This window comes from Achromobacter sp. UBA2119 (assembly GCF_002331005.1).
Classification (GTDB): domain Bacteria; phylum Pseudomonadota; class Gammaproteobacteria; order Burkholderiales; family Burkholderiaceae_B; genus Achromobacter; species Achromobacter animicus.
On record NZ_DCYD01000003.1, the window covers coordinates 207,698 to 229,280 of the forward strand.

17 protein-coding genes are annotated in these 21,583 nt (G+C 65.6%); 11 read left to right on the forward strand and 6 right to left on the reverse strand.

What is annotated here, in order from left to right; translation table 11 throughout:
- Positions 1-135 precede the first annotated feature (135 nt).
- The gene (locus tag B3098_RS02730; protein ID WP_286890634.1) at positions 136-2,337 is read left to right on the forward strand and encodes a TonB-dependent siderophore receptor; all 2,202 of its coding nucleotides are present in this window, start codon (positions 136-138) and stop codon (positions 2,335-2,337) included.
- A 25-nt stretch (positions 2,338-2,362) separates the two neighbouring features.
- On the opposite strand, the gene B3098_RS02735 is transcribed toward B3098_RS02730, so the two are convergent.
- Positions 2,363-3,103 (reverse strand): IclR family transcriptional regulator, encoded by a 741-nt coding sequence (locus tag B3098_RS02735; protein WP_286890638.1) that lies wholly within the window; start codon positions 3,101-3,103, stop codon positions 2,363-2,365.
- A 241-nt stretch (positions 3,104-3,344) separates the two neighbouring features.
- Between B3098_RS02735 and B3098_RS02740 the strand changes: the two genes are divergently transcribed.
- The 5 genes from B3098_RS02740 to B3098_RS02760 all read left to right on the forward strand — a co-directional run bounded on the left by B3098_RS02740 (position 3,345) and on the right by B3098_RS02760 (position 9,671).
- Positions 3,345-4,634: an NAD(P)/FAD-dependent oxidoreductase gene (locus B3098_RS02740; RefSeq protein ID WP_286890641.1), complete on the forward strand. Its 1,290-nt coding sequence runs from the start codon at positions 3,345-3,347 to the stop codon at positions 4,632-4,634.
- 46 nt (positions 4,635-4,680) lie between these two features.
- Positions 4,681-5,703, forward strand: a complete 1,023-nt coding sequence (locus B3098_RS02745) for a dipeptidase (RefSeq protein WP_239215130.1) — start codon at positions 4,681-4,683, stop codon at positions 5,701-5,703.
- Positions 5,704-5,720: 17 nt separating this feature from the next.
- Positions 5,721-6,725: a tripartite tricarboxylate transporter substrate binding protein gene (locus B3098_RS02750; protein ID WP_218342708.1), complete on the forward strand. Its 1,005-nt coding sequence runs from the start codon at positions 5,721-5,723 to the stop codon at positions 6,723-6,725.
- Positions 6,726-6,844: 119 nt separating this feature from the next.
- The gene (locus B3098_RS02755; RefSeq protein ID WP_286890647.1) at positions 6,845-7,855 is read left to right on the forward strand and encodes a Bug family tripartite tricarboxylate transporter substrate binding protein; all 1,011 of its coding nucleotides are present in this window, start codon (positions 6,845-6,847) and stop codon (positions 7,853-7,855) included.
- 52 nt (positions 7,856-7,907) lie between these two features.
- Positions 7,908-9,671, forward strand: a complete 1,764-nt coding sequence (locus tag B3098_RS02760) for a gamma-glutamyltransferase family protein (RefSeq protein WP_286890650.1) — start codon at positions 7,908-7,910, stop codon at positions 9,669-9,671.
- 117 nt (positions 9,672-9,788) lie between these two features.
- Here the strand turns inward: B3098_RS02760 and B3098_RS02765 are convergent, their stop codons facing one another.
- The 5 genes from B3098_RS02765 to B3098_RS02785 all read right to left on the reverse strand — a co-directional run bounded on the left by B3098_RS02765 (position 9,789) and on the right by B3098_RS02785 (position 15,236).
- Positions 9,789-10,805, reverse strand: a complete 1,017-nt coding sequence (locus B3098_RS02765) for a Bug family tripartite tricarboxylate transporter substrate binding protein (protein WP_175139554.1) — start codon at positions 10,803-10,805, stop codon at positions 9,789-9,791.
- 151 nt (positions 10,806-10,956) lie between these two features.
- On the reverse strand, positions 10,957-11,697 hold the full coding sequence (locus B3098_RS02770; RefSeq protein WP_056559723.1) for an amino acid ABC transporter ATP-binding protein: 741 nt from the start codon (positions 11,695-11,697) through the stop codon (positions 10,957-10,959).
- Between the two features lie 61 nt (positions 11,698-11,758).
- The gene (locus B3098_RS02775; RefSeq protein ID WP_175139553.1) at positions 11,759-12,859 is read right to left on the reverse strand and encodes an amino acid ABC transporter permease; all 1,101 of its coding nucleotides are present in this window, start codon (positions 12,857-12,859) and stop codon (positions 11,759-11,761) included.
- Between the two features lies 1 nt (position 12,860).
- Positions 12,861-14,051, reverse strand: a complete 1,191-nt coding sequence (locus B3098_RS02780) for an amino acid ABC transporter permease (protein ID WP_175139552.1) — start codon at positions 14,049-14,051, stop codon at positions 12,861-12,863.
- 168 nt (positions 14,052-14,219) lie between these two features.
- On the reverse strand, positions 14,220-15,236 hold the full coding sequence (locus B3098_RS02785) for an amino acid ABC transporter substrate-binding protein (protein ID WP_105240917.1): 1,017 nt from the start codon (positions 15,234-15,236) through the stop codon (positions 14,220-14,222).
- A 293-nt stretch (positions 15,237-15,529) separates the two neighbouring features.
- On the opposite strand from B3098_RS02785, the gene B3098_RS02790 reads away from it, so the two are divergent.
- The 5 genes from B3098_RS02790 to B3098_RS02810 all read left to right on the forward strand — a co-directional run bounded on the left by B3098_RS02790 (position 15,530) and on the right by B3098_RS02810 (position 21,548).
- Positions 15,530-16,303: a cell division ATP-binding protein FtsE gene (locus B3098_RS02790; RefSeq protein ID WP_175139551.1), complete on the forward strand. Its 774-nt coding sequence runs from the start codon at positions 15,530-15,532 to the stop codon at positions 16,301-16,303.
- Entirely contained in the window at positions 16,300-17,208 is a 909-nt protein-coding gene (locus B3098_RS02795; protein ID WP_286890657.1) for a cell division protein FtsX, read from the forward strand. The genes B3098_RS02790 and B3098_RS02795 overlap by 4 nt, the downstream gene beginning before the upstream one ends.
- 138 nt (positions 17,209-17,346) lie before the next feature.
- Positions 17,347-17,859 carry a sigma-70 family RNA polymerase sigma factor gene (locus B3098_RS02800; protein ID WP_286890659.1) on the forward strand — a complete coding sequence of 171 codons (513 nt, stop codon included), beginning with the start codon at positions 17,347-17,349 and terminating at the stop codon, positions 17,857-17,859.
- A gap of 4 nt (positions 17,860-17,863) precedes the next feature.
- The gene (locus B3098_RS02805) at positions 17,864-18,871 is read left to right on the forward strand and encodes a FecR domain-containing protein (protein ID WP_286890661.1); all 1,008 of its coding nucleotides are present in this window, start codon (positions 17,864-17,866) and stop codon (positions 18,869-18,871) included.
- Positions 18,872-18,974: 103 nt separating this feature from the next.
- Positions 18,975-21,548, forward strand: a complete 2,574-nt coding sequence (locus B3098_RS02810) for a TonB-dependent siderophore receptor (RefSeq protein ID WP_286890663.1) — start codon at positions 18,975-18,977, stop codon at positions 21,546-21,548.
- Positions 21,549-21,583: the final 35 nt, after the last annotated feature.

Here is a 21,583-nt window from a genome sequence, read left to right on the forward strand (position 1 = left end):
AGCGCAATTGCGCCGAGTGCAGCAAAACCGTCAATTGGCGCCGCGAAATCGTCAGACATCCGGCGGGTGTTCTGGAATCATGCCGTCGCACAAGAATGATTCTTGTTAATTATAAATTGATCAGGTGGTAACCCCGTGTCCTTCTCCGTCAAGCCGTTGCCGTTGGCATTGCTCGCCGCCTTTGCGGCGTCCGCGTCCGTCGGCGCGCAACCCGCTCCTTCGGCGGCCGCCGATGTCTCCACGTTGTCGCCGGTTGTGGTGCTGGGATCGAGCGATGCGTCGCCGACCTCCGGCGCCGACTTCGTCGCCACGCGCAGCCGGTCCGGCACCAAGTCGGACGCGGCCCTGATCGACACGCCCCAGACCATCAACGTCATCACCCGCAATGAAATGGACTGGCGCGGCGTCACCTCGCTGGCGCAGGCCGTCCGCTACACGTCAGGCATCTTCGCCCAGTACGGCGACAACGACGTGCGCTATGACTGGCTGACCATCCGCGGATTCACGCCGGCGCGCTATCTGGACGGCCTGCTTCTGCCCTTCGGCGCGCGGGGTTACGCGCAGCCGCGCATCGACACCTATGGCCTGGAACGGATAGAGATCCTGAAGGGACCGTCGTCCGGCCTTTACGGCCAGAGCGCCCCGGGCGGGCTGGTGAACATGACCAGCAAGCGACCCACCGCCGAGCCGATCAATGAAGTCGTCCTGCAGGCGGGCAGCTTCAACCGGTACCAGGGCTCCTTCGACTTTTCCGGTCCGGCCGACGAGGAAGGCAAATTCCTGTATCGCCTGACCGGCACCTTGCGCGATAGCGATACGCAGTACCAGCACGTCGACGATGAACGCCAGTTCATCGCGCCCAGCTTCACCTGGCGCCCGTCGTCCGACACCAGCCTGAATCTGAACGTGCAATACCAGAAGATCACCAGCCACGGCGGCGGCGGCGCGCCCGTGTTGCCGGTCATCGGCACGCTGGAGAAAAGCAGCGCTGGCTACATTCCGCGCGACCGCTTCGTGGGCGAACCCGGCTACGACATCTTCACCAACGAGCAGACCATGGTGGGCTACACGTTGGACCACCGCCTGAACGACACCTGGAGCGTGCGGCAAAGCGCCCGCTACACCAACGTGGACACCAACACCCGTCGCGTGCAGATCGGCGCGATGGCGTCCGAGACCCAGGCGATCCGTTACGCGTGGGCCTTTCCCGAGACATCGCATGCGTTCCAGATCGACAATCAGGTGAACGCCAAATTCACGGCCGGCCCCACGCGCCACGACCTTACCTTCGGCCTGGATTACCTGCGGGAAAAGTCGCGCTACAACGAAAGCAGCCTGGGGCTGATGCTGCCGCCGGCGTCGCCGCTGTTCGACGTGTTCAACCCCGACTACGGCACATCGGTGACGCGCCCGCCCACGGCCACCAAGATCAACATGACGCGCAACCAGTTGGGCGTGTACGCGCAGGACCAGATCGAACTTGACCGTCTGCTGTTCACGCTGGTGGGCCGTTACGATTGGACCGAAGGCACCACCGATACCGGCGCGCGCGGCAGCGCCGGGCAATGGGCATGGACCTCGCGCGATGCCGACGCCAACCGCTTCACCGGCCGGCTCGGCGTCACGTATCGCTTTGACAACGGTCTGGCGCCCTATCTCAGCTATTCCACGTCCTTCCAGCCCGTCACCGGCGTGATGCGCGACGGCTCGCCGCTCAAGCCGACAACTGGTGAGCAGTACGAGGCCGGCATCAAGTTCCAGCCCAACGGCTACGCCAGCTTCGTGACGCTGTCGGCGTTCCAGATCAACCAGAACAACGTCAGCACGCCGGACCCGGTCAATACCAGCTTTGTCGTGCAGACCGGCCAGGTCCAGGTGCAGGGACTGGAGCTGGAGGGCAAGGCCAGTTTCGACAACGGCCTGGATCTGACGATGTCGTACGCGCTGAGCGACAGCGAGATCACCAAGAGCAACAATCCCGCGCAGCGCGGCAATCAGCTCAACTTCGTGCCGCGCCATCAGGCGGCGCTGTGGGCAGACTACACGTTGCGCGACGGCCCGTTGCAGGGCGTGGGCCTGGGCGCCGGCGTGACGTACCGCGGCGGCTTCTATGGCGATCTGAACAACAATTACGCCATCCCCGCCGTGACATTGGTTGATGCCGCGATCCGCTACGATCTGGGCCGCGCCAGCCCCGCCCTTGCCGGCGCGCAGGTCGCGTTGAACGTGTCCAACCTGTTCGACAAGCGTTACGTGGCCAACTGCCTGGGCACGGCCGTGAGCTGCTACTGGGGCGCGGAGCGCACGGTGATGGCGACGTTGCGCTATCGCTGGTAATTCCCGGCATCCCGGGCGGTCGGCCTCAATTGCGCTTGCTGATCGCCCTGGCTGCCCGGATCACCAGCGGCCCCAGTTCCTCCCGCGCACGCGCCAGCGACCAGCGCGGCTTCGGCACGGATATGTTGACCGCACCCAGCGGATCGCCGTTGTCGCCATAAATCACCGCCGCGACATTCAAATCCCCCGCAAAGAACTCTTCGTCGGCATAGGCATACTGATCCCGTCTTGCCTCGTCGATCAACGCGCGCAGCCGATCGACGTTGGTGGTGGTGTGCGGCGTGTACTTCGCGCACGTCACGTTGCGCAACCTGAGATCGAGTTCATCCGGCGGCAGCAACGCCCATAGCGCGCGCCCCGACGCGGTCGCCACGCAGGGAATCTGCGTGCCCACCGGCAGGTACTCGGGAATGTGCCTGGCCGGCGCGACGCGCATGACGAACACCATGTTGTCGCCGTCGGGCACGGCCAGATTGACGATCTCGCCGCACTCCTGGTTGACCTGATGCAGCACCGCATGCGCATGCTGGAACAAGGGCTGCCGGTAGAGATAGCTGTAGCCAAGCCCCACGGCCTTGACCGTCATGCTGTAGCGCTTGCTGCGCGGATCCTTGAACAGGTAGCCGGTCTTTTCCAGTGTGTAGGCCACGCGCTGGGCCGAGCCGATGGTGATGCCGTTTTCGCGGGCCATCTCCTGAAGGCTCAAAGAGGCGTGCCCCCGGAAGGACTCGAGCACGGCGAGCCCTTTTTCCAGCGACTGGATCAACAAGGCGGAAGGTTCAGACATTCGGATTCGATTTGGGTAGCAGGGACGGAGTTTGCCCGCGGAAAGCCGGAAAGTCCGGCGGCCTAGGGAAACCCTTACGTTGTAGCCGGACCCGGCGAGCAGTATAAAAATACTCGCTGTTATCGTTATACGTAGATTGTTATCGAATAGCGATATTTAATCAATCCGGATCTTCATGCAACCGCATCCGCCTCAAACGCCGGCGCCCTCCGCCGCTCAAATGCCCGCTTCAGCTTCTGGCCCGTCCGACACGGCGCTGCCCGCCTCGGTCGACATCGCCATCGTTGGTGGCGGCATCATCGGCATCAGCACCGCCTATTCCCTCGCGTGCGCCGGACTGCGGGTCGCCGTGTTCGAGAAAGGCACGCTGGCCTGCGAACAGTCGTCGCGCAATTGGGGCTGGGTGCGCACGCTGGGCCGCGATCTGCCGGAAGTGCCGCTGGCGCAGCGCGCCAACCGGCTATGGGCAGAGATCCAGGGAAAGGTGGACGTGGGTTTCCGCCGCAGCGGCATCTTCTACCTGCAGGAAAACGACACGGACGCGGCCGGCCATCAGGCTTGGATGGACGGGGCGCGCGCGCATGGCGTGGATGCGCGCCTGCTGGATCGCCGCACGGTGCAGGACATGCTGCCGTCGACGGGACGCGCCTGGACGGGCGCCATGTACAGCCCGACGGACGGCGTCGCCGAACCGCAGCTGGCAACGCGCGGCATCGCCTCGCTGGCGCGCGCCGCTGGCGCAAACATTGTTGAGCACTGCGCCGTGCGCGGCGTGGAGCGCAGCGCGGGCCGCGTCAGCGCCCTGATCACGGAGCACGGCCGCGTTGCCACGCAGGCGGTGCTGGTGGCGGCCGGCGCCTGGTCGCGGCTCTTTTGCGGCAATCTGGGCGCCGACTTCCCGCAGTTGAAGGTGCGGGGGTCCGTGCTGCGCACGACGCCGCTCGACGCGGGACCGCAGGCGGCGATCAACGGCAAGGACTTCACCTGCCGCAAACGCGCCGACGGCGGCTATTCGGTGTCGCAGTTCGGCGCGTCGATGGCGGACGTGGTGCCCGACACCTTCCGCCTCATGCCGCATTTCTTCAGCGCGTGGCGGGCCAACAGCAGCTTCGTGCGGCTGCGTTTCGGCAAGCGCTTCTTCGAGGAACTGAAGATCCCGAACCATTTCCCGGCCGACCGCGAATCGCCTTTCGAGCGGCATCGCGTGCTGGATCCATCGCCGTCCAGTCGCGGCGTGGCGCAAGCCTGGCGCCGGCTGGTGCATGCCTTTCCCGCATTCCGCGAAGCGCGCATTGCGCAGTCCTGGGCCGGCTACATCGATGTCACGCCCGACGCGATGCCTGTCATGGACGCGGTGCCCGGCCTGCCCGGGCTCTACCTTGCTTCCGGTTTCTCGGGCCACGGTTTCGGCATCGGTCCGGCGGCGGGCGAGTTGATGGCGCAGTTGATCCAGGGCCAAACGCCCGCCATCGACCTGCACCCGTTCCGCTACGGCCGCTACGGGACCTGACGGGCACACATTGAAATCATGCATACAACAAAAGGGGAGTTCTTCCATGGATAGTCACATCGCCGACTTGCATCGCCGCACCACCGTTGTCGACGGCCTGGTCTTCTTCAGCGACGGCAGCACCCGCGACATGCTGGCCGGCGGCGTCAGCGCCATCAACGTCACCGTCAGCGACATGGGCGCGGACTTCGAGCAGGCGCTGCGCGACTGCATGGCGTGGCGCCAACGCTGCGCCGCGCCGGACTCGTCCTGGCTGCTGGTGGAAACGGCCGACGACATTGCGCGCGCCAAGCAGACCGGCAAGCTGGGGCTCATCATGGGCTGGCAGAACGGCAAACCCCTCGGCGACCAGATCGACCGCGTCGCCCTGTTCCATGAATTGGGCATGCGCGTCATTCAGCTGACCTACAACGAGGCCAATCTGCTGGGCGACGGATGCCTGGAAAAGCGCAACGCCGGCCTGAGCGATCTGGGCGTAAAGATGGTTGCAGAGATGAACCGCGTGGGCATCGCCATCGACCTCAGCCATTGCGCGCCGCAGACCTGCCTGGACGCCGCCCGGCACAGCACCAGGCCCGTGCTGCTGACCCACGCCAACGCCAACGCCGTGATCACCCGGCCGCGCAACAAGTCGGACGACGTCATCAAGGCGGTCGCCGCGACGGGCGGCGTGGTCGGATGCAGCATCCATGCCTACCTGAGCTGGCGCGGCGATCCCCGCCAGCAGCCGCTGCTGTCGGACTTCGTCGCGAACGTGAAGTACATCGGCGAACTGGTCGGCTATGAACACGTGGGCATCGGCACGGATTTTCCGTCGGTCGACACCTACGAAGCCGTGCGCCATGTGATGGTGATGTCGCGCACCAAATATGCGAAGTCGGGCGGCGACTTTTCTGATGCCTTTGGCGATGTGATGGAAGCGCGCTACCCCGTCGAGACGCCGACGCCGGCGCAATTTCCCGCATTTACCCACGCGCTGCACGAGGCCGGACTGACGGACAGCCAGATCGCCGGCGTACTCGGCGGCAACTTCCAACGCGCGTTCGCGCAGGCCTGGGCTACTGCCTGATTCGAATGGAGAACATCATGATCCCGCGACTGCTCCGCACCCTGACCGCCGCGCTGGCTTGCGCGGCCCGCGCGCCGCGCGCGCTGGCGCTTGCCGGCGCTGTTCTGGCAGCGCCCCTGGCCACGGCCGCGCCCTTCCCCGCGCAGCCAATTCACATCATCGTGCCCTATCAGGCGGGCGGGTCCACCGACACCGTGATCCGCAAATTCGCCGAGCTGGCCGCGCCCGAACTGGGCCAGGCCATCGTCATCGAAAACCGCGGCGGGGCCGGCGCAACCATGGGCGCACGCGCCATCAAGACCGCGCGTCCCGATGGCTACACGCTGGCCGTCCTGCCCAGCCCGGTCTATCGCATGCCGCACATCCAGGACATGGGCTACGACCCGACACGCGATTTCACCTACGTCATGATGCTCAGCGGCTACACGCTGGGCGTGGCGGTGCCCGCGGGCTCGCCGCACAAGACGTGGGCAGATTTCATCCGCTATGCGAAACAGCATCCGAATGAGGTCACCTACGGCACGGCCAGCGTCGGCAGCGCGTCCAACGTGATGATGGAAGACATCGCCGCACGCAACGGTGTGACCTGGCGCCACATCCCGTACAAAGGCGAATCCGAAGTGCTGACGGCGGTGATGGGCGGACAGGTGACGGCATACGCCGGCTCGACGACCGTGCAGCCGCAGGTGCAATCGGGAAAGATGCGCATGCTGGTGACCTGGGGCGAACATCGCAGCACCCAGTATCCGGACACGCCCACGCTGCACGAACTTGACGGCACGCCGCCCGCCAACGCGCCGTTCGGCATTGCCGGTCCCAAGGACATGCCGCCCGCCGTTGTCGCCAAGCTGCATGCCGTCTTCAAGCAGGTGGCCGAATCCGAGGCCTTCAAGCAGATCCTTACGCAATACGGCCAGGAACTGGTCTACATGGACGGCAAGGACTACGCCGCTTATGCGGCGCAACAGTACGCGCTGGAAGCGGAGATCGTCCGCAAGCTGGGGCTGGCCGCGAACAAATAGGCCGGCCCGATCCGGCTGCGCCGCCGCAGCCGGGCGTCACGCATCAAGGCGGCGCGGGATCCGACAACGGCCGGGATCTGCAAGGGCACCGGCCAGCAAGAAGCATCCAGGAGTCATCCATGATCATTCGAGCACTCGCCACACGTCCCGCGCGCCGCCGCGCCCTCGCCGCCTTGTGCGGCCTTGCAGGCCTGCTGGCCGCCGTACTGCCCGTTGCGGCGTCGGCCCAGGTGTGGCCCGCCAAGCCGATACGCATGATCGTCGGCTACCCGCCGGGCGGCGGCACGGACACCGTGGCGCGCATGCTGGCGCAGCAGCTCAGTCAGGAGATCAAGCAACCCGTCGTGGTCGAGAACCGCGCGGGGGCCAGCGGCACCATCGCCACCCAGCAGGTCGTGCGGGCCGAGCCTGACGGCTACACCGTGCTGTTCGCCACGGCGTCGCCGCTGACCGGGGCCCCGCTCACGGTCAAGGACCTGCAATACGATCCCATGAACGACCTGATCCCGGTCACTCTGGTCGGCGGCGGCCCCTTCATCCTGGTCGCGAACCCGGCCTTTCCGCCCAACACGCTGCCTGAACTGGTTGAGTACGCGCGCAGCCGTCCCGGCGAGATCAACTACGCGTCGCCGGGCATCATGACTGCCAATTTCTTTTTCTCCGAGCAGCTGAACATGGATGCCGGGATCAAGACCACGCACGTCCCCTACCGCGGCAGCGCCGCGCTGCTGAACGACGTCATCGCCGGCCAGGTGCAATACACGCTGGACACGCCGGGCACCACGCTGACCTTCATCCGCAACGGCAAGTTGAAGGCGCTGGCGATCTTCAGCGAAAAGCGCCTGAACCGGGCGCCCGAGATTCCCACCGCCAAGGAAAGCGGCTATCCGAATCTGGTGGGCGGTTCCTGGTATGGACTGCTGGTGCCCAAGGGCACGCCGCCGGAGATCGTCGACGGCCTGTACAAGGCCACGAAGTCCGCGTTGTCCAGCGCGGACGTGCGCAGCGCCATGGAAGGACGCGACGTGATCGTGCAAGGCACCTCGCCCGACGAATTCAGCCGCTTCCTGCACGCCGAGTTCAAGCGCTGGCAGGACGTGACGCAAAAGCTGGGCATCACCCCGCAATGACCGATTGAGCCCGCGCAGGCACGCAAGCCCCCTCTTCCGACCGGAGTCTTCGATGTCCCATTCCCCCTACGCCCCGGACCTGACCGCGGGAAGCGCTCCCACCTCCATGCGTCCCGCGCTCGCCGGCCTGGATCACATGATCTCGGCCGGCCACTATCTGGCCACGCAGGCCGGCATGGACATCCTGCAGGCCGGCGGCAACGCCGTCGACGCGGGCGTGGCGGCCGGCATTGCATTGGGCGTGGTCCAGAGCGACATCGTCAACTTCGGCGGCGTCGCGCCTATCCTGGTCTATCAGGCCAAGGCGCAAAAGGTGTGGAGCATTTCCGGGCTTGGCTATTGGCCGCAGGCCGCGCGGCTGGAGACCTTTCTGGAAAAGCACGGCGGCACGATCCCGGCGGGCGTGCTGCGCACCGTCATTCCGGCGGCGCCCGACGCGTGGATCACCGCGTTGGAACGATTTGGCACCATGCGTTTCGGCGAGGTCGCGGCCGGCGCCATCCGGCTGGCGCGAGACGGCTTCGTCATGTATCCGCTGATGGCCGAAGTGCTGGCAGAGAACCAGAAGAACTACGCGCGGTGGGCCTCCAGCGCGGCCATCTACCTGCCCGGCGGCAAGCCGCCCGAAGCGGGATCGCTATTCCGCCAGGCCGATTTGGCGCGCAGCATCCAGTACATGGCGGACGAAGAGCGCGCGCATTCCGGAAACAGCCGCCAGGCGGGCCTGGCGGCCGCGCGGCGCGCATTCTACGAGGGCGACATCGCTGCGGCGATCGTCAAGTATCACCGCGAGGAAGGCGGGCTGATCACCCACGAGGACTTGCGGGGCTTTGCTGTGGAGGTCGAGCCGGCACTGTCCACCGACTTCAACGGCACGCAGGTGCATAGCTGCGGTTTCTGGTGCCAGGGCCCTTCGCTGCTGCAGATGCTGAACATCCTGGAGCGGTGTGACTTGCGCGCGCTGGGCCACAACTCCGCCCCCTATGTGCATCTGCTGACCGAAGCCATCAAACTGGCCTTCGCCGACCGCGAGGTGCATTACGCCGATCCGCGCCATGCGCGGGTGCCGCAAGCGGCGCTGCTGTCAAAGGAGTATGCGCGCGCGCGGCTGGCCATGATCGCCCTGGATCGGGCAGGCCCCGACATGCCGCCGGCGGGCCGGCTTCCCCACGCGCGGGACATCGACCTGCGCGAGGCCGGGCCCGATGACATGGCGCGCACGGATCCGCGCCTGGATACGTCTTATGTGGCGGTCGTCGACAAGGACGGCAACGCGTTTTCGGCCACGCCCAGCGATGGCTCCTACAACGTGCCCGTCATTCCCGGCACCGGCATCTGCGCGTCGGGACGCGGCAGCCAATCCTGGGCCGAGGCCGGCCATCCCTGCGCCATCGGACCGGGCCGTAGACCGCGGCTCACGCCCAACCCCTCGCTCGCCATCCGGCCCGGCAAGTACGTCATGCCTTTCGGCACGCCGGGTGGCGACGTGCAGTGCCAGGCCATGCTGCAGACGTTCCTGAACATGGAGGTGTTCGGCATGGACGTGCAGCAGGCGGTCGAGGCGCCGCGCTTTGCCAGCTTCAGCTTCCCGTCGTCGTTCGAGCCGCACAACGCCATGCCGGGCCGGCTGATGATCGAAGACCTGATCCCACGCAGCGCGGGCGACGCGCTTGCAGAAATGGGCCATACCGTGAAATGGTGGAACGGCCATAGCTGGCGGGCCGGCGCCGTCTGCATGGTCCGGCACGATCTGGATAGCGGCGTGCGCTGGGGCGGCGCGGACCCGCGCCGGCCGGCTTACGCGATGGGCTGGTAGGCATGCGCGGCGGCTGGCATCAACAGAAAGCAAAACGCCCGCCAGGAAAGCATCCAGGCGGGCGTTGAAACTGCATCGCAACAGGCATCCGATTAAAGACGCCCGTTGCCAGCGCCATCAATTCAGGCTGGCGCCCGAGATCTTCACGATCTCCTGATACTTCGCCATCTCGGCCTTCACGAACGCGGCAAACGCCTCAGGCGTCATCGAGCCCGCCTCGGAACCCATCGTCAGCAGACGCTGCTTCACATCGGGCTGCGCCATCGCGTCGGCATACGCCTTGTTCAGCTTGGCCACCACCGGCGCCGGCGTGCCGCCCGTCGTGAACACGCCAAACCACGTGCCCAGGTCAAAGCCCTTCACGCCCGATTCTTCAACCGTCGGCACGTCAGCCAGCAACGACGAACGCTGCGCCGTCGTCACGGCCAGCGCCTTGACCTTGCCGTCCTTGATCAGCGGCGCCGACGCCGCCAGGTTGTCGAACATGAAATCCGACTGGCCCGACAGCAGCGCCAGTTGCGCCGGCGCCGCGCCCTGATAGGGGATGTGCTCGACGTTGATGCCCGCGCGCGCCTTCAGCAGCTCGCCCGACAGATGGCCCGCGCTGCCGTTGCCGCCCGAACCGTAGTTCAGCTTGCCCGGGTTCTTCTTTGCGTAATCGATCAGGTCCGCCAGCTTCTCGATCTTGTTCTTTTCGGCGAACTCCACATTCATCACCAGCACGTTCGGCACCGCCGCCACGATCGTCACCGGCGCGAAATCCTTGACCGGGTCGTAGGGCAGGTTGGCGAACAGCCACGGATTGATCGCGTGCGTGGCCACCGCGCCCATCACCAGCGTGTAGCCGTCAGGCTGCGCTTTCGCCACCAGGTCCGCGCCGATGTTGCCGCCCGCGCCCGAACGGTTTTCCACGATCACCGGCTGACCCAGCGAGCCGCGCACCTTCTCGGCCAGCATGCGCGCCATCGTGTCCAGCGGGCCACCGGGCGGGTAAGGCACGACGAAGCGGATCGGCTTCGTCGGGAAATCGGCGGCCTGAGCCAACGCCGGGGCGCTGAAAGGCAAGGTCGCGGCCAGCGCCACGGCGCCTTGCAACAGGGCGCGGCGCACGGCGCTGCGGGGGGTATTCGACATGGTGTGTTCTCCTCACTCCGGATCAATGGCGGTCAGTAGCATACCCCACCGGCGTGACGGAGGTAACAAAGGGCTACCGGCAAGAACGCCCGGAATTCCGGGGAATGGCAGCCCGCACCAATGAAAAACCGCCCGAAGGCGGTTTGGCGGATCAGTGCAGGATCTGGCTCAGGAAGAGCTTGGTCCGTTCGTTCTGCGGGTTGTCGAAGAACTCGTCCGGGTTGTTCTGTTCGATGATCTCGCCGCGGTCCATGAAGATCACGCGGTTGGCGACCTTGCGCGCGAAACCCATTTCGTGCGTCACGCAGATCATCGTCATGCCGCTTTCCTGCGCCAGGCTGACCATCACGTCCAGCACTTCCTTCACCATTTCCGGATCCAGCGCCGACGTCGGCTCATCGAACAGCATGATCTTGGGGTTCATGCACAGCGACCGCGCGATCGCCACACGCTGCTGCTGGCCGCCCGACAACTGGCCCGGAAACTTCTTGGCCTGTTCCGGAATGCGCACCCGCTCCAGATACTTCATTGCGGTGGCCTCGGCTTCCGCACGCGGCTTCTTCAGCACCCACATGGGTCCCAGCGTCAGGTTTTCCAGCACCGTCAGGTGCGGGAAAAGGTTGAAGTGCTGGAACACCATGCCCACGTCCTTGCGGATCGTCTCGATGTGCTTCAGGTCATTGGTGAGCTCCGTGCCGTCCACGATGATGTGGCCCTTCTGGTGCTCTTCAAGGCGGTTGATGCAGCGGATCATCGTGGACTTGCCCGAACCCGAAGGTCCGCACACCACGATGCGCTCGCCTGGCGCGACGTCCAGGTTGATGTTGCGCAACACGTGGAACTGGCCGTACCACTTGTTCACGTCCTGCAAACGAATAATGGCATCCGACATGCCTGTACTCCCGTAAGTATCGCTTTGCGCGCCCGCCTTGCGGCGGACGCGCGGCAAATTGCTAGCGTGCGTGACCCGTGGCCAGGCGTTTTTCCAGCGCCTGGCTGTATTTGGACATGGAGAAGCAGAAGACGAAGTAGATCAGCGAAATGAACAGGTACGCCTCCACCCCGAATCCGCGCCATGCCGCGTCGGACAGGGCTGCCTTGGCCGCCAGCGTCAGGTCGAAAATGCCGATGATCACCACCAGCGACGTGTCCTTGAACAGCGCGATGAAAATGCTGACCAGCGGCGGAATCACGATCTTGAGCGCCTGCGGCAAGATGATCTTGCGCATCTGCTGCCAGTAGTTCAGGCCCAGCGAATCCGCGCCTTCGTACTGCCCCTTCGGGATGGCCTGCAGGCCGCCGCGCACCGTTTCGGCGATGTAGGCCGCCGCGAACATGATGATCGCGATCTGCGCGCGCAGGAGCTTGTCGATCGAAAAGCCTTCCGGGAGGAACAGCGGCAGCATCACCGACGACATGAACAGCAGGCTGATGAGCGGCACGCCGCGGATCAGCTCGATGTACACGACGCACAGCGCCTTGATGGCCGGCATCTTCGAGCGCCGGCCCAGGGCCAGCAGCACGCCGATCGGGAATGCGAAGGCGATGCCGAACGTGGACAGGATGAGCGTCAGCGGCAAGCCGCCCCAACGCGCGTTTTCCACGTAGGTCAGGCCAAACACGCCGCCCCACATCAGGAGCGCCACGGCCGTCAGGCCCACGGTCCAGATGACGGCCAGCTTCCAGTTCCAGAAGCGGCGGATGCCGCTGCAGACGATCACCGCCACCAGGATGATGGTGGCGATCAACGGCCGCCATTGCTCATCGTAGGGATACGTGCCGAACAGGATCAGCCGGTGTTTTTCAATGATGAACGCCCAGCAGGCGCCGCCGGCTGCGCGGCACTCCTGGGCATTGGCCGCGTCGAAGCTGGCCTTGATGAAGGCCCACTCGACCAGCGCCGGGATGGACATCAACAGGAACCACGCCAGCAGCACCGTGATGAGGATGTTCAGCGGCGATGAGAAGAGGCGCGTCCGGAGCCACGCCCACGGTCCCGTTTGATTGCTGGGCGGCGGCAGGGCTTCGCTGGGGGTATGCGTAGTGCTGCTCATATCAACGCTCCACCAGCGCGATGCGCTTGTTGTACCAGTTCATGAAGATCGAGATCGACAGGCTGACCGTGAGGTACGCGCCCATGATGATGAGAATGCCCTCGATGGCCTGGCCCGTCTGGTTCAACGTCGTGTTCACCACCGACACGATGTCGGGGTAGCCGATGGCGACTGCCAGCGAGCTGTTCTTCGTCAGGTTCAGGTACTGGCTGGTCATCGGGGGGATGATCACGCGCAGCGCCTGCGGCAGGATCACCAGGCGCAGCACCTTGGCGCGCGGCAGGCCCAGCGAGCCGGCGGCTTCCCATTGGCCGTTGCTGACCGCCTGGATGCCAGAGCGCACCACCTCGGCGATGAACGCCGACGTGTAGATCACCAGACCAGCCAGCAGCGCGGCGAATTCCGGCGACAGCGTGAGACCGCCCGAGAAGTTGAAGCCCTTGAGCTCCGGCATGTTCAGCGTCAGCGACGCGCCGCTGACCAGCCAGCCGATGAACGGCAGACCGATCAAGAGACCAATGGCCCAGCGGCCCAGCGGGAACATGTGGCCGGTGGCCTCGTGGCGCTTCTTGCCGTAATGGCCCAGGATGATGATCGCGAGGATCGCCAGTCCCAGTCCGCCGAGCATCCAGTCGAACGAGTTGCCTTCCAGCGCCGGGACCTTGAGGCCACGGTTGGAGATGAACACGCCCGGCAGCGGATTGTGCGCCTGGCGCGGACCCGGCATGTTCTCGGTGATCAGCGCATACCAGAAGAAGAGCTGCAGCAGCAGCGGCACGTTGCGCATCACCTCGACATACACAGAGGTGATCTTGGCGACGAGCCAATTCTTGGACAGGCGGCCGATGCCGATGAGCGTGCCGAGGATAGTCGCCAGCACGATGCCGAGGACGGCGACGCGCAGCGTGTTGAGCAGGCCGACCACGATGGCGCGGCCGTAAGTGTCTGAGGGGGAATAGGCGACAGCGGTTTCGCCGATGGCGAATCCGGCCTCGCGGTTCAGGAAGCCGAAGCCCGTGGCAATGTTGCGCACGGACAGGTTGTGGAGCGTGTTTGAAACCAGGAACCACACGGCCCAGGCTACCGCGGTCAGCGCAATCACCTGGTAGACCACGGAGCGTACGCCGGGATCGTTCCAGTTCAGACGCCGAGGGGGTGCCGAAATCGGGGCGTTTTTGTTGGGAGTCATCATGATGAATCTACAGAAGTCGGACACCGGGTGGCTTGCCGGAAAAGCCGCGCCACCCACTTCTGCCGCCCGCCCGAAGGCGGGTTAGGGCCTGTCCAGAATACACGTCCTGTGCAGACAGGCCCTAGGCATGACGGAGAGCCGTGCTCCGCCATGCCAGGCAGCCGCGCGTTAGCGCACCGGCCAGCCGTACATCAAGCCACCTTGCTTGTACGAAGCGTTCAAGCCGCGCTCCAGCTTCATCGCGCTGTTCTTGCCCAGCGTGGATTCGAAGCTTTCACCGTAGTTGCCCACGCTCTTGATGATGTTGTAAGCCCACTTGTCGTCCACGCCCAGGTTCTTGCCCATGCCCGGGGTCACGCCCAGGATGCGCTGGATGTTGGGGTTGGGGCTCTTGGTCATTTCATCGACGTTGGCCTTGGTGATGCCGTATTCCTCGGCTTCCAGCATGGCGTTCAGCGACCAGCGCACGATGTTGAACCACTGCTCGTCGCCCTGGCGGACCATGGGGCCCAGCGGCTCCTTGGAGAAGTCTTCCGGCAGGATGACGAACTTGTCCGGGTTCTCGAGCGTGGTGCGGGTCGAGGCGAGCTGCGACTTGTCGGTCGTGAAGGCATCGCAACGGCCGGCCGAGAAGGCGCGGATGATTTCGTCGTACTTGTCGATCACGACCGGCTTGAATTCGATCTTCTGGCTGCGGAACCAGTCAGCGAGGTTCAGCTCGGTGGTGGTGCCCGGCTGCACGCAGATGGTGGCGCCGTTCAGTTCCTTTGCGCTCTTGACGTTCAGGTCCTTGGAGACCATGACGCCTTGGCTGTCGTAGTAGTTCACGCCCACGCCGATCAGACCGAGCGTCGTGTCGCGCGTCAGCGTGACGGTGGTGTTGCGGGTCAGCACGTCGATTTCACCGGACTGCAGCGCGGTGAAGCGTTGCTGGGTGTTCAACGGCGTGAACTTGACCTTGCTGGCATCGCCAAACATCGTTGCGGCGATGGCGCGGCACATGTCCACGTCGATGCCCTTGTATTCGCCCTTGCTGTCGGCGATGGAGAAACCCGGAATGCCCGTCGAAACCCCACACTGGACAAACCCTTTCTTTTTGACGTTATCGAAGGTTGCGCCAGCGTTGGCAGCCGAGGATGCAGCAAACAGGGCAGCGCCAATGGCAGCGAGTTTCAGTACTTTCATCGTGATCTCCGTGTGGGATGAAGCGGAATCCAAAGCTAGGGCCGGGTTGGACCCACGCATGGGGCGGATGGTAGCGTCCGTAAAGCACGCGGCGCATCCGGGAATTCCCTTGAAATATAGGGACACTGGATGAAATGAAACGCTGTTTTTGACGAAAAACAGGGACGCGCTTTCAGCTTTGCGAACATGTGTTTCAGCCGGCCGAATGATGCGCACATGTTCCGACCGCGCCAAGAGATGTAGGCCACCTTACTGTCCCCGAGTTACTATGGCGGCTTCATCTGACAGCCGCCATGATCGAATTCCAGCACGTATTCAAATCATATGGTCGCGGCCGCAATATCCTGGCCGACATCAACTTCCGCGTGAGCGCGGGAGAATTCGTTTTCGTATCGGGGCCGTCCGGCGCCGGCAAGTCCACCCTGCTCAAGCTGATCGGCGGGCTTGAACCCGCCAGCCGCGGTTCGATCCAGGTAAACGGCCAGCGTCTGGACAAGCTGCCCGCGCGCGCCCGGCCCTATCTGCGCCGCGCCGTGGGCGTCATCCTGCAGGACACGCACCTGCTGTTCGACCGAAGCGCGTTCGAAAACGTGATGCTGCCGCTGGCCGTCCAGGGACACCCCTGGGATTCCGCCGCTTCGCGTGCCCGTGCCGCCCTGGACAAGGTGGGGCTGTCGGGCAAGGAAGACCTCAATCCCATCGAGCTCTCGGGCGGCGAACAACAGCGCCTGGCGATCGCCCGCGCCATCGTCAACCGGCCCGCGATCCTGATCGCGGACGAACCCACCGCCAACCTCGACCACGACAACGCGCAACGCATCATGAACGTGTTCCGCGACTTCAACCGCGTCGGCGTCACCACGCTGATCGCCTCGCACGACCAGGAACTCATGGCGCGCTACGCCACCCGCACGCTGCGGATCGAGCCGGGCAAGTTCGCCGACTCCCACGGCCCCGCGACGCCGCCGGACGGCGCGGCCACCCATGGCGCGCATGGCGCAACGGCGGCGCCCGTCCGTCCCGGCCGCACCGAGCCGGGCCTCGGCCATCCGGGAGAGTCGGCATGAACGCCTGGCTGCGGCAACACCGCTACGCGCTTCTCGTCACCCTGCGCCGGCTGATCAAGCAACCCTTCTCATCGCTCGCCAACCTGCTGGTCATGGCGTTGGCGCTGGCGCTGCCGCTGTTGGGCAGCGCGATCCTGGTCTCGGTGCAACCGGTGGCGCGGGAAATGTCCGTCACGCCGGAGGTCACCGTCTTCATGCGCGTGGATGCGCCTGCGGGCGCCGCGGCCGACGTCGCCAAGCGCATTCAAGCCGACTATCCGCAAGAGGTGCGCGCCGTGCGCGTCGTGGGCCGCGAAAGCGCCCTGGCCGACCTGCGCGCCAACCCCGCCTGGCAGGAAGCGCTGGCCGTGCTGCCGGGCAACCCGCTGCCCGACGCGGTCGTCGTCACGCTGGCCGACGGCGACAACCTGGCCGGACGCGCCGACACGCTGGCCACGGCCTGGAAGCAATGGAACCACGTGGACCTGGTGCAACTGGACAGCGCATGGGTCCAGCGGCTGGAAGCCATTCTGCGGTTTGCCCGGATCGGCCTGGGATTCCTGGCCGCGTGCGTGGCGGTCGTGGTGCTAGCCACCGTGTTCAACACCGTACGCATGCAGGCGCTGTCGCAACGCGAGGAAATCGGCGTGGCGCGGCTGGTCGGCGCCACCGAATCGTTCGTGCGCCGGCCGTTCCTGTACCTGGGCGCGTTGTCCGGCGCGTTGGCTTCGCTGCTGGCGATTGGCGTGGCGTCCGTTGCGCTGTCTCCGCTGAACGAAGCCCTGCTGGGACTGGCCCGCAGTTATGGGGCCGAATTTGCCCTGCACCTGCCCGGCGCCCCCGTCCTGATCGGTGCGGTGGTGGCGTCCGCCGCGCTCGGCGCGCTGTCCGCGCGCTGGTCGGTCACGCGCAGCACGCGGTTCTAAGCCGCCCCCTATAGCGGTTCGGCCGATGGTCCGGGCGCCCTGCCCGGACCTGGCGTGCGCTTCGTCCCGGGCCCAAAAGCGTGAATCTATATAATGAGATCAATTCTCATTGCATCCAGACTCCGCTGTTTCGTCCTCATGCCAGCCCCGGACCCCGCCGCCACTGATGATTTGACCGGGCTGTATGTCGAGCACAGCACCTGGCTGCAAGGTTGGTTGCGACGGCGCGTCGGCGACACGTTCGCAGCCGCCGACCTGGCGCAGGACACGTTCCTCAGCCTGCTGGACCGCAAGACCGCGGCTTCCGAAATCCGGAAGCCGCGTCCGTTCCTGGCCACGGTCGCCGGACGGCTGCTTGCACACCGGCATCGCCGGCAACTGCTGGAAACGGCTTACCTTGAAGCGCTGGCCTGCCTGCCCGAGGAAGTGTCGCCCTCGCCGGAAATGCGGCTGATGGCGGTTGAAAGCCTGCAGCAGATCGACCGCGTGCTCGACGGCCTGCCTCCCAAAGTGCGCGAAGCCTTTCTGCTGGCGCACCTGTTCGAACTGAGCTATGCCGAGATCGCTGAACGGCTGGGCGCCTCGGCCAGTTCGGTCAAGCAGTATCTGACCCGGGCCAACCGCGAATGCATGTTCGCGCTGGCGTACTGACGACATGACCTCCCGCAGAGATACGCTGACGCTGCCCAGCGGCCGGGTCATCACCCGAGCCACCGCGGATGCGGCGGCGGACTGGCTCACTTTGCTGATGTCCGGAGAAGTTGGCGACGCGCAACGGCTGCAATGGCGGCAGTGGCGCCAGGCACATGCCGACCATGAAGCGGCCTGGCAGCATGTGGAGTCCGTCACCGGCCGGATGAAATCATTGGAACGTGCGCCGGCTTATGCGGCCCTGTCGCCGTACGGGCCGGCTGGCAGGCCGACCCTGACCGCCCGCCGGCGGGCCACCCGGCTGCTGCTATGGGGTGGGATCGCCACCGGCGCCGGATTGCTCGGGTCCCGCACCGGCATCTGGCAGACCCGCATGGCCGACTATCGCAGTGCCACCGGTGAGCAGCGCAATTTCACGCTGGAAGACGGCACCCGTCTGACGCTCAACACGGACAGCGCGGTGAATCTGCAGTTCGATGACACCCAGCGCCGCATTCTGCTGGTGGCGGGCGAGATCATGGTCGCCACGCGGCACGAGCCGGCGCGGACGGATGCGCGGCCGTTGCTGGTGGCGACCGCCGAAGGCACCGTCCGCTCGCTGGGCACCCGCTTCACCGTGCGGCAGCAATCCGGCTCGACCCAGGTGGCGGTTCAGGAGAGCGCGGTGGAGATTGCTCCCCGGTCCGGCAACGCGCGACGGCTGCACGCCGGAGAGCTGACCCGGTTCAACCGCGACGCCGTCGAGCCGCCACAGCCGGCCGATGCGCACGCGGACGCGTGGACACGGGGACAACTGGTGGCCGACGAGCAGCGGTTGGGCGATTTCCTGGCTGAGGTGGGCCGCTACCGGACGGGCGTGCTGCGCGTCGATCCGCAGATCGCGGGACTGCGGCTTTCTGGCGTCTTCCCCCTGGCTGACACCGATCGCATCCTGGCGACCCTGCCCAGCGTGCTGCCCGTCCGCGTGCAATGGCGCACCCGCTACTGGGCGACGGTCGGGCCGGCCAACTAGGTCGGCGAAAAATATTTTTCGCAGCGACTGCCCGATCTGCGTTTTCGCGGCACCTACCTCATGAGGGACCGGAATTTTCGGAGGTCCGATCACAAGGAAGAACATGCCGAACCAGTACCGCGCCGAAGATTCGAGGCGCCCACCTCCATCTCCCATTGCATTGGCCGTCCTGGCGCTGACCGCCGCGCTTGCGGGTGGCGCACCGGGATCCGTACGCGCGCAGAACGCGTCTGCGGCGGCCGATGCCGCGGCGGTCGATACCGCGGCGGTCGATACCGCGGCGGCCGGCCCCACAACCGCCGACTTCAACATCGCCGCGGGCCCGCTCGCGCCCGCCTTGCGGCAGTTGGCCAGCACGGCGGGCATCATGCTGACCTTCACCGCCGAGCAAACCGACGGCAAGCACACGGCGGGCGTACAGGGCCGCCATCCCGCCGCCAGCGCGCTGGCGCGTTTGCTCGCCGGCACCGGCCTTCAGGCCGTGCGGCTGGACACGGGCGCGTTCGTGCTGCGCGTCGACGACACGCGCGCATCCGCCGCATCCGGCGCCACCACGCTGCCGCTGGTCACGGTGACCGCCAGCGCTGCCGCCGACGGCACGACCGAAGGCACGGAATCGTACACCACCGGCAGCATGAGCACGGCCACCCGGCTCAACCTGTCCATGCGCGAAACCCCGCAGTCGGTCACCGTCGTCACCCGCCAACGGATTCAGGACCAGAACCTGGCGACGGTCAACGACGTGGTGCAGACCGCCACTGGCCTGACCTTCCGGCGCTTCGGACCGGAGCGCGCGTCCTTCTATTCGCGCGGCATGTACGTCGACAACATCATGTACGACGGCTTGCCCGTGGGCCTGGACAGCTCCAACCTGTCGCAGGATCTGCTGGCGACCGACATGGCCATCTATGACCGCGTGGAGATCGTGCGAGGCGCAACGGGACTGGTGCAGGGTGCGGGCAATCCATCGGCTGCCATCAACCTGGTCCGCAAGCGCCCGACCGTGGAGCCGCAGGTGTCCCTGGCCGCGAGCGCGGGCAATTGGGACCGCTACCGGGCGGAACTGGACGCCTCGGGTCCGCTGTCGGAAGACGGCAGCCTGCGCGGCCGCGCGGTGGTCGCCACGCAGGACTACGGCAGCTACAAGCGCGGCGAAAGCAGCGACGGTCAGACGTTCTACGGAATCCTTGAAAAGGATCTGGGCGCCTCCACCACGCTGACGCTCAGCGCCCTGCACCAGGAGAACCGGCTGCACGGCAACGGCTTCACCGGCCTGCCGGTGGGTCGCGACGGCAGCGATCTGGGATTGCCCCGGTCCACGTCCTATGCCAATGACTGGGAGCATTGGAACAAGACCACCAACTCGGCCTTCGCGGGGCTCGACCACCGGTTCGGCAACGGCTGGCGCATGCACCTGTCGGCGTACTACGCGCAGGCCGACGTCGACATGCAGGGGCACTATCTCAGCTACAGCGTCGCCACCGGCCGATACAGCCAGTTGGGCGCCCGCAACGCCCACAAGGAAAAGCAGAGCAGCGTCGACCTGTACGCCAACGGCCCCTTCGATCTGCTGGGCCGCACGCACGAACTGGTGCTGGGCGCCAGCTACCGCGACGTCGATTTTGACGGCAACAGCCGCCAGGGGCTGGTTCTGAACAGCAACCTGGACCTCTACAACTTCGACCCGAGCGCCGTCCCGGATCCCCACATTCCGCTGCGGGACTGGATGGACGCCAAGATCAAACAGCAAAGCGTGTACGCCACGACGCGCCTGAGTCTGACCGACCGGCTCAAGCTCATCCTGGGCGGCCGGCTGGACTGGTTCGACTACAACGACACCGTCAATACCTATCCGAACTTCGCGTCCAACACGCCGTCCGTCAGTGCGCATAATCGCTACCGCATCAACAGCCAACTGACCAAGTACGCCGGCGTGGTCTACGACCTGAACGACCAGCACTCGGTCTACGCCAGCTACACCGACATCTTCAAACCTCAGAACTACCTGGATGCCAGCAATAATCTGCTGGATCCGGTGATCGGCCAGAACTACGAGATCGGGATCAAGGGCGAATACTTCGGGGGTGCGCTCAATGCCTCGGCCGCGCTGTTCCGCATGGACCAGAAGAACCGCGCGTTCCGCAGCACCGACCAGAGCCAGTGCGCCGGCTACCCGACGGTCAGCTGCTATTCGGCCGCCGGCGAAGTGCGCAGCCAGGGCGTGGAATTTGAGCTGCAGGGCGCCATCACGCCCAACTGGCAGGTCAGCGCGGGCTACACGGTGGCCATCGCGCGTTACCGCAAGGATGCGAACCCCGCCAATGTGGGCGCGCTCTTTGACACGGACACGCCGCGGCACCTGTTCAAGTTGTCGACCATGTACCGGCTGCCCGGCGTCATGCAGGGCTGGCGCGTCGGCGGATCGATCTACCACCAGGATTCGATCTATAACGCGGGCACCACGAGCGGTGTGCCCTTCCGGATTTCGCAGGGCGGCTACACCGTGACGGATCTGGTGGTCGGCTGGCAGGCAACCCCGAAGCTGGACCTGCAACTGAACATCAACAACATCTTCGACAAGCGGTACTACAACGCGCTGTCGGGCAGCGTCGGCTTTCCCAGCAACGTCTATGGCGACCCGCGCAACCTGATGCTGACCGCGCGCTACCAGCTCTGAGGCCCGGGTCGCGCGAAATCCGGCCTCTAAACCTC

Excerpts from the sequence above, each read along its gene's own strand:
- B3098_RS02740 (WP_286890641.1), top strand. The coding sequence starts at position 3,345 with ATGCCCGCTTCAGCTTCTGGCCCGTCCGACACGGCGCTGCCCGCCTCG.
- B3098_RS02745 (WP_239215130.1), top strand. The coding sequence starts at position 4,681 with ATGGATAGTCACATCGCCGACTTGCATCGCCGCACCACCGTTGTCGAC.
- B3098_RS02750 (WP_218342708.1), top strand. The coding sequence starts at position 5,721 with ATGATCCCGCGACTGCTCCGCACCCTGACCGCCGCGCTGGCTTGCGCG.
- B3098_RS02755 (WP_286890647.1), top strand. The coding sequence starts at position 6,845 with ATGATCATTCGAGCACTCGCCACACGTCCCGCGCGCCGCCGCGCCCTC.
- B3098_RS02760 (WP_286890650.1), top strand. The coding sequence starts at position 7,908 with ATGTCCCATTCCCCCTACGCCCCGGACCTGACCGCGGGAAGCGCTCCC.
- B3098_RS02765 (WP_175139554.1), bottom strand. The coding sequence starts at position 10,805 with ATGTCGAATACCCCCCGCAGCGCCGTGCGCCGCGCCCTGTTGCAAGGC.
- B3098_RS02770 (WP_056559723.1), bottom strand. The coding sequence starts at position 11,697 with ATGTCGGATGCCATTATTCGTTTGCAGGACGTGAACAAGTGGTACGGC.
- B3098_RS02775 (WP_175139553.1), bottom strand. The coding sequence starts at position 12,859 with ATGAGCAGCACTACGCATACCCCCAGCGAAGCCCTGCCGCCGCCCAGC.
- B3098_RS02780 (WP_175139552.1), bottom strand. The coding sequence starts at position 14,051 with ATGATGACTCCCAACAAAAACGCCCCGATTTCGGCACCCCCTCGGCGT.
- B3098_RS02785 (WP_105240917.1), bottom strand. The coding sequence starts at position 15,236 with ATGAAAGTACTGAAACTCGCTGCCATTGGCGCTGCCCTGTTTGCTGCA.
- B3098_RS02790 (WP_175139551.1), top strand. The coding sequence starts at position 15,530 with ATGATCGAATTCCAGCACGTATTCAAATCATATGGTCGCGGCCGCAAT.
- B3098_RS02795 (WP_286890657.1), top strand. The coding sequence starts at position 16,300 with ATGAACGCCTGGCTGCGGCAACACCGCTACGCGCTTCTCGTCACCCTG.
- B3098_RS02800 (WP_286890659.1), top strand. The coding sequence starts at position 17,347 with ATGCCAGCCCCGGACCCCGCCGCCACTGATGATTTGACCGGGCTGTAT.
- B3098_RS02805 (WP_286890661.1), top strand. The coding sequence starts at position 17,864 with ATGACCTCCCGCAGAGATACGCTGACGCTGCCCAGCGGCCGGGTCATC.
- B3098_RS02810 (WP_286890663.1), top strand. The coding sequence starts at position 18,975 with ATGCCGAACCAGTACCGCGCCGAAGATTCGAGGCGCCCACCTCCATCT.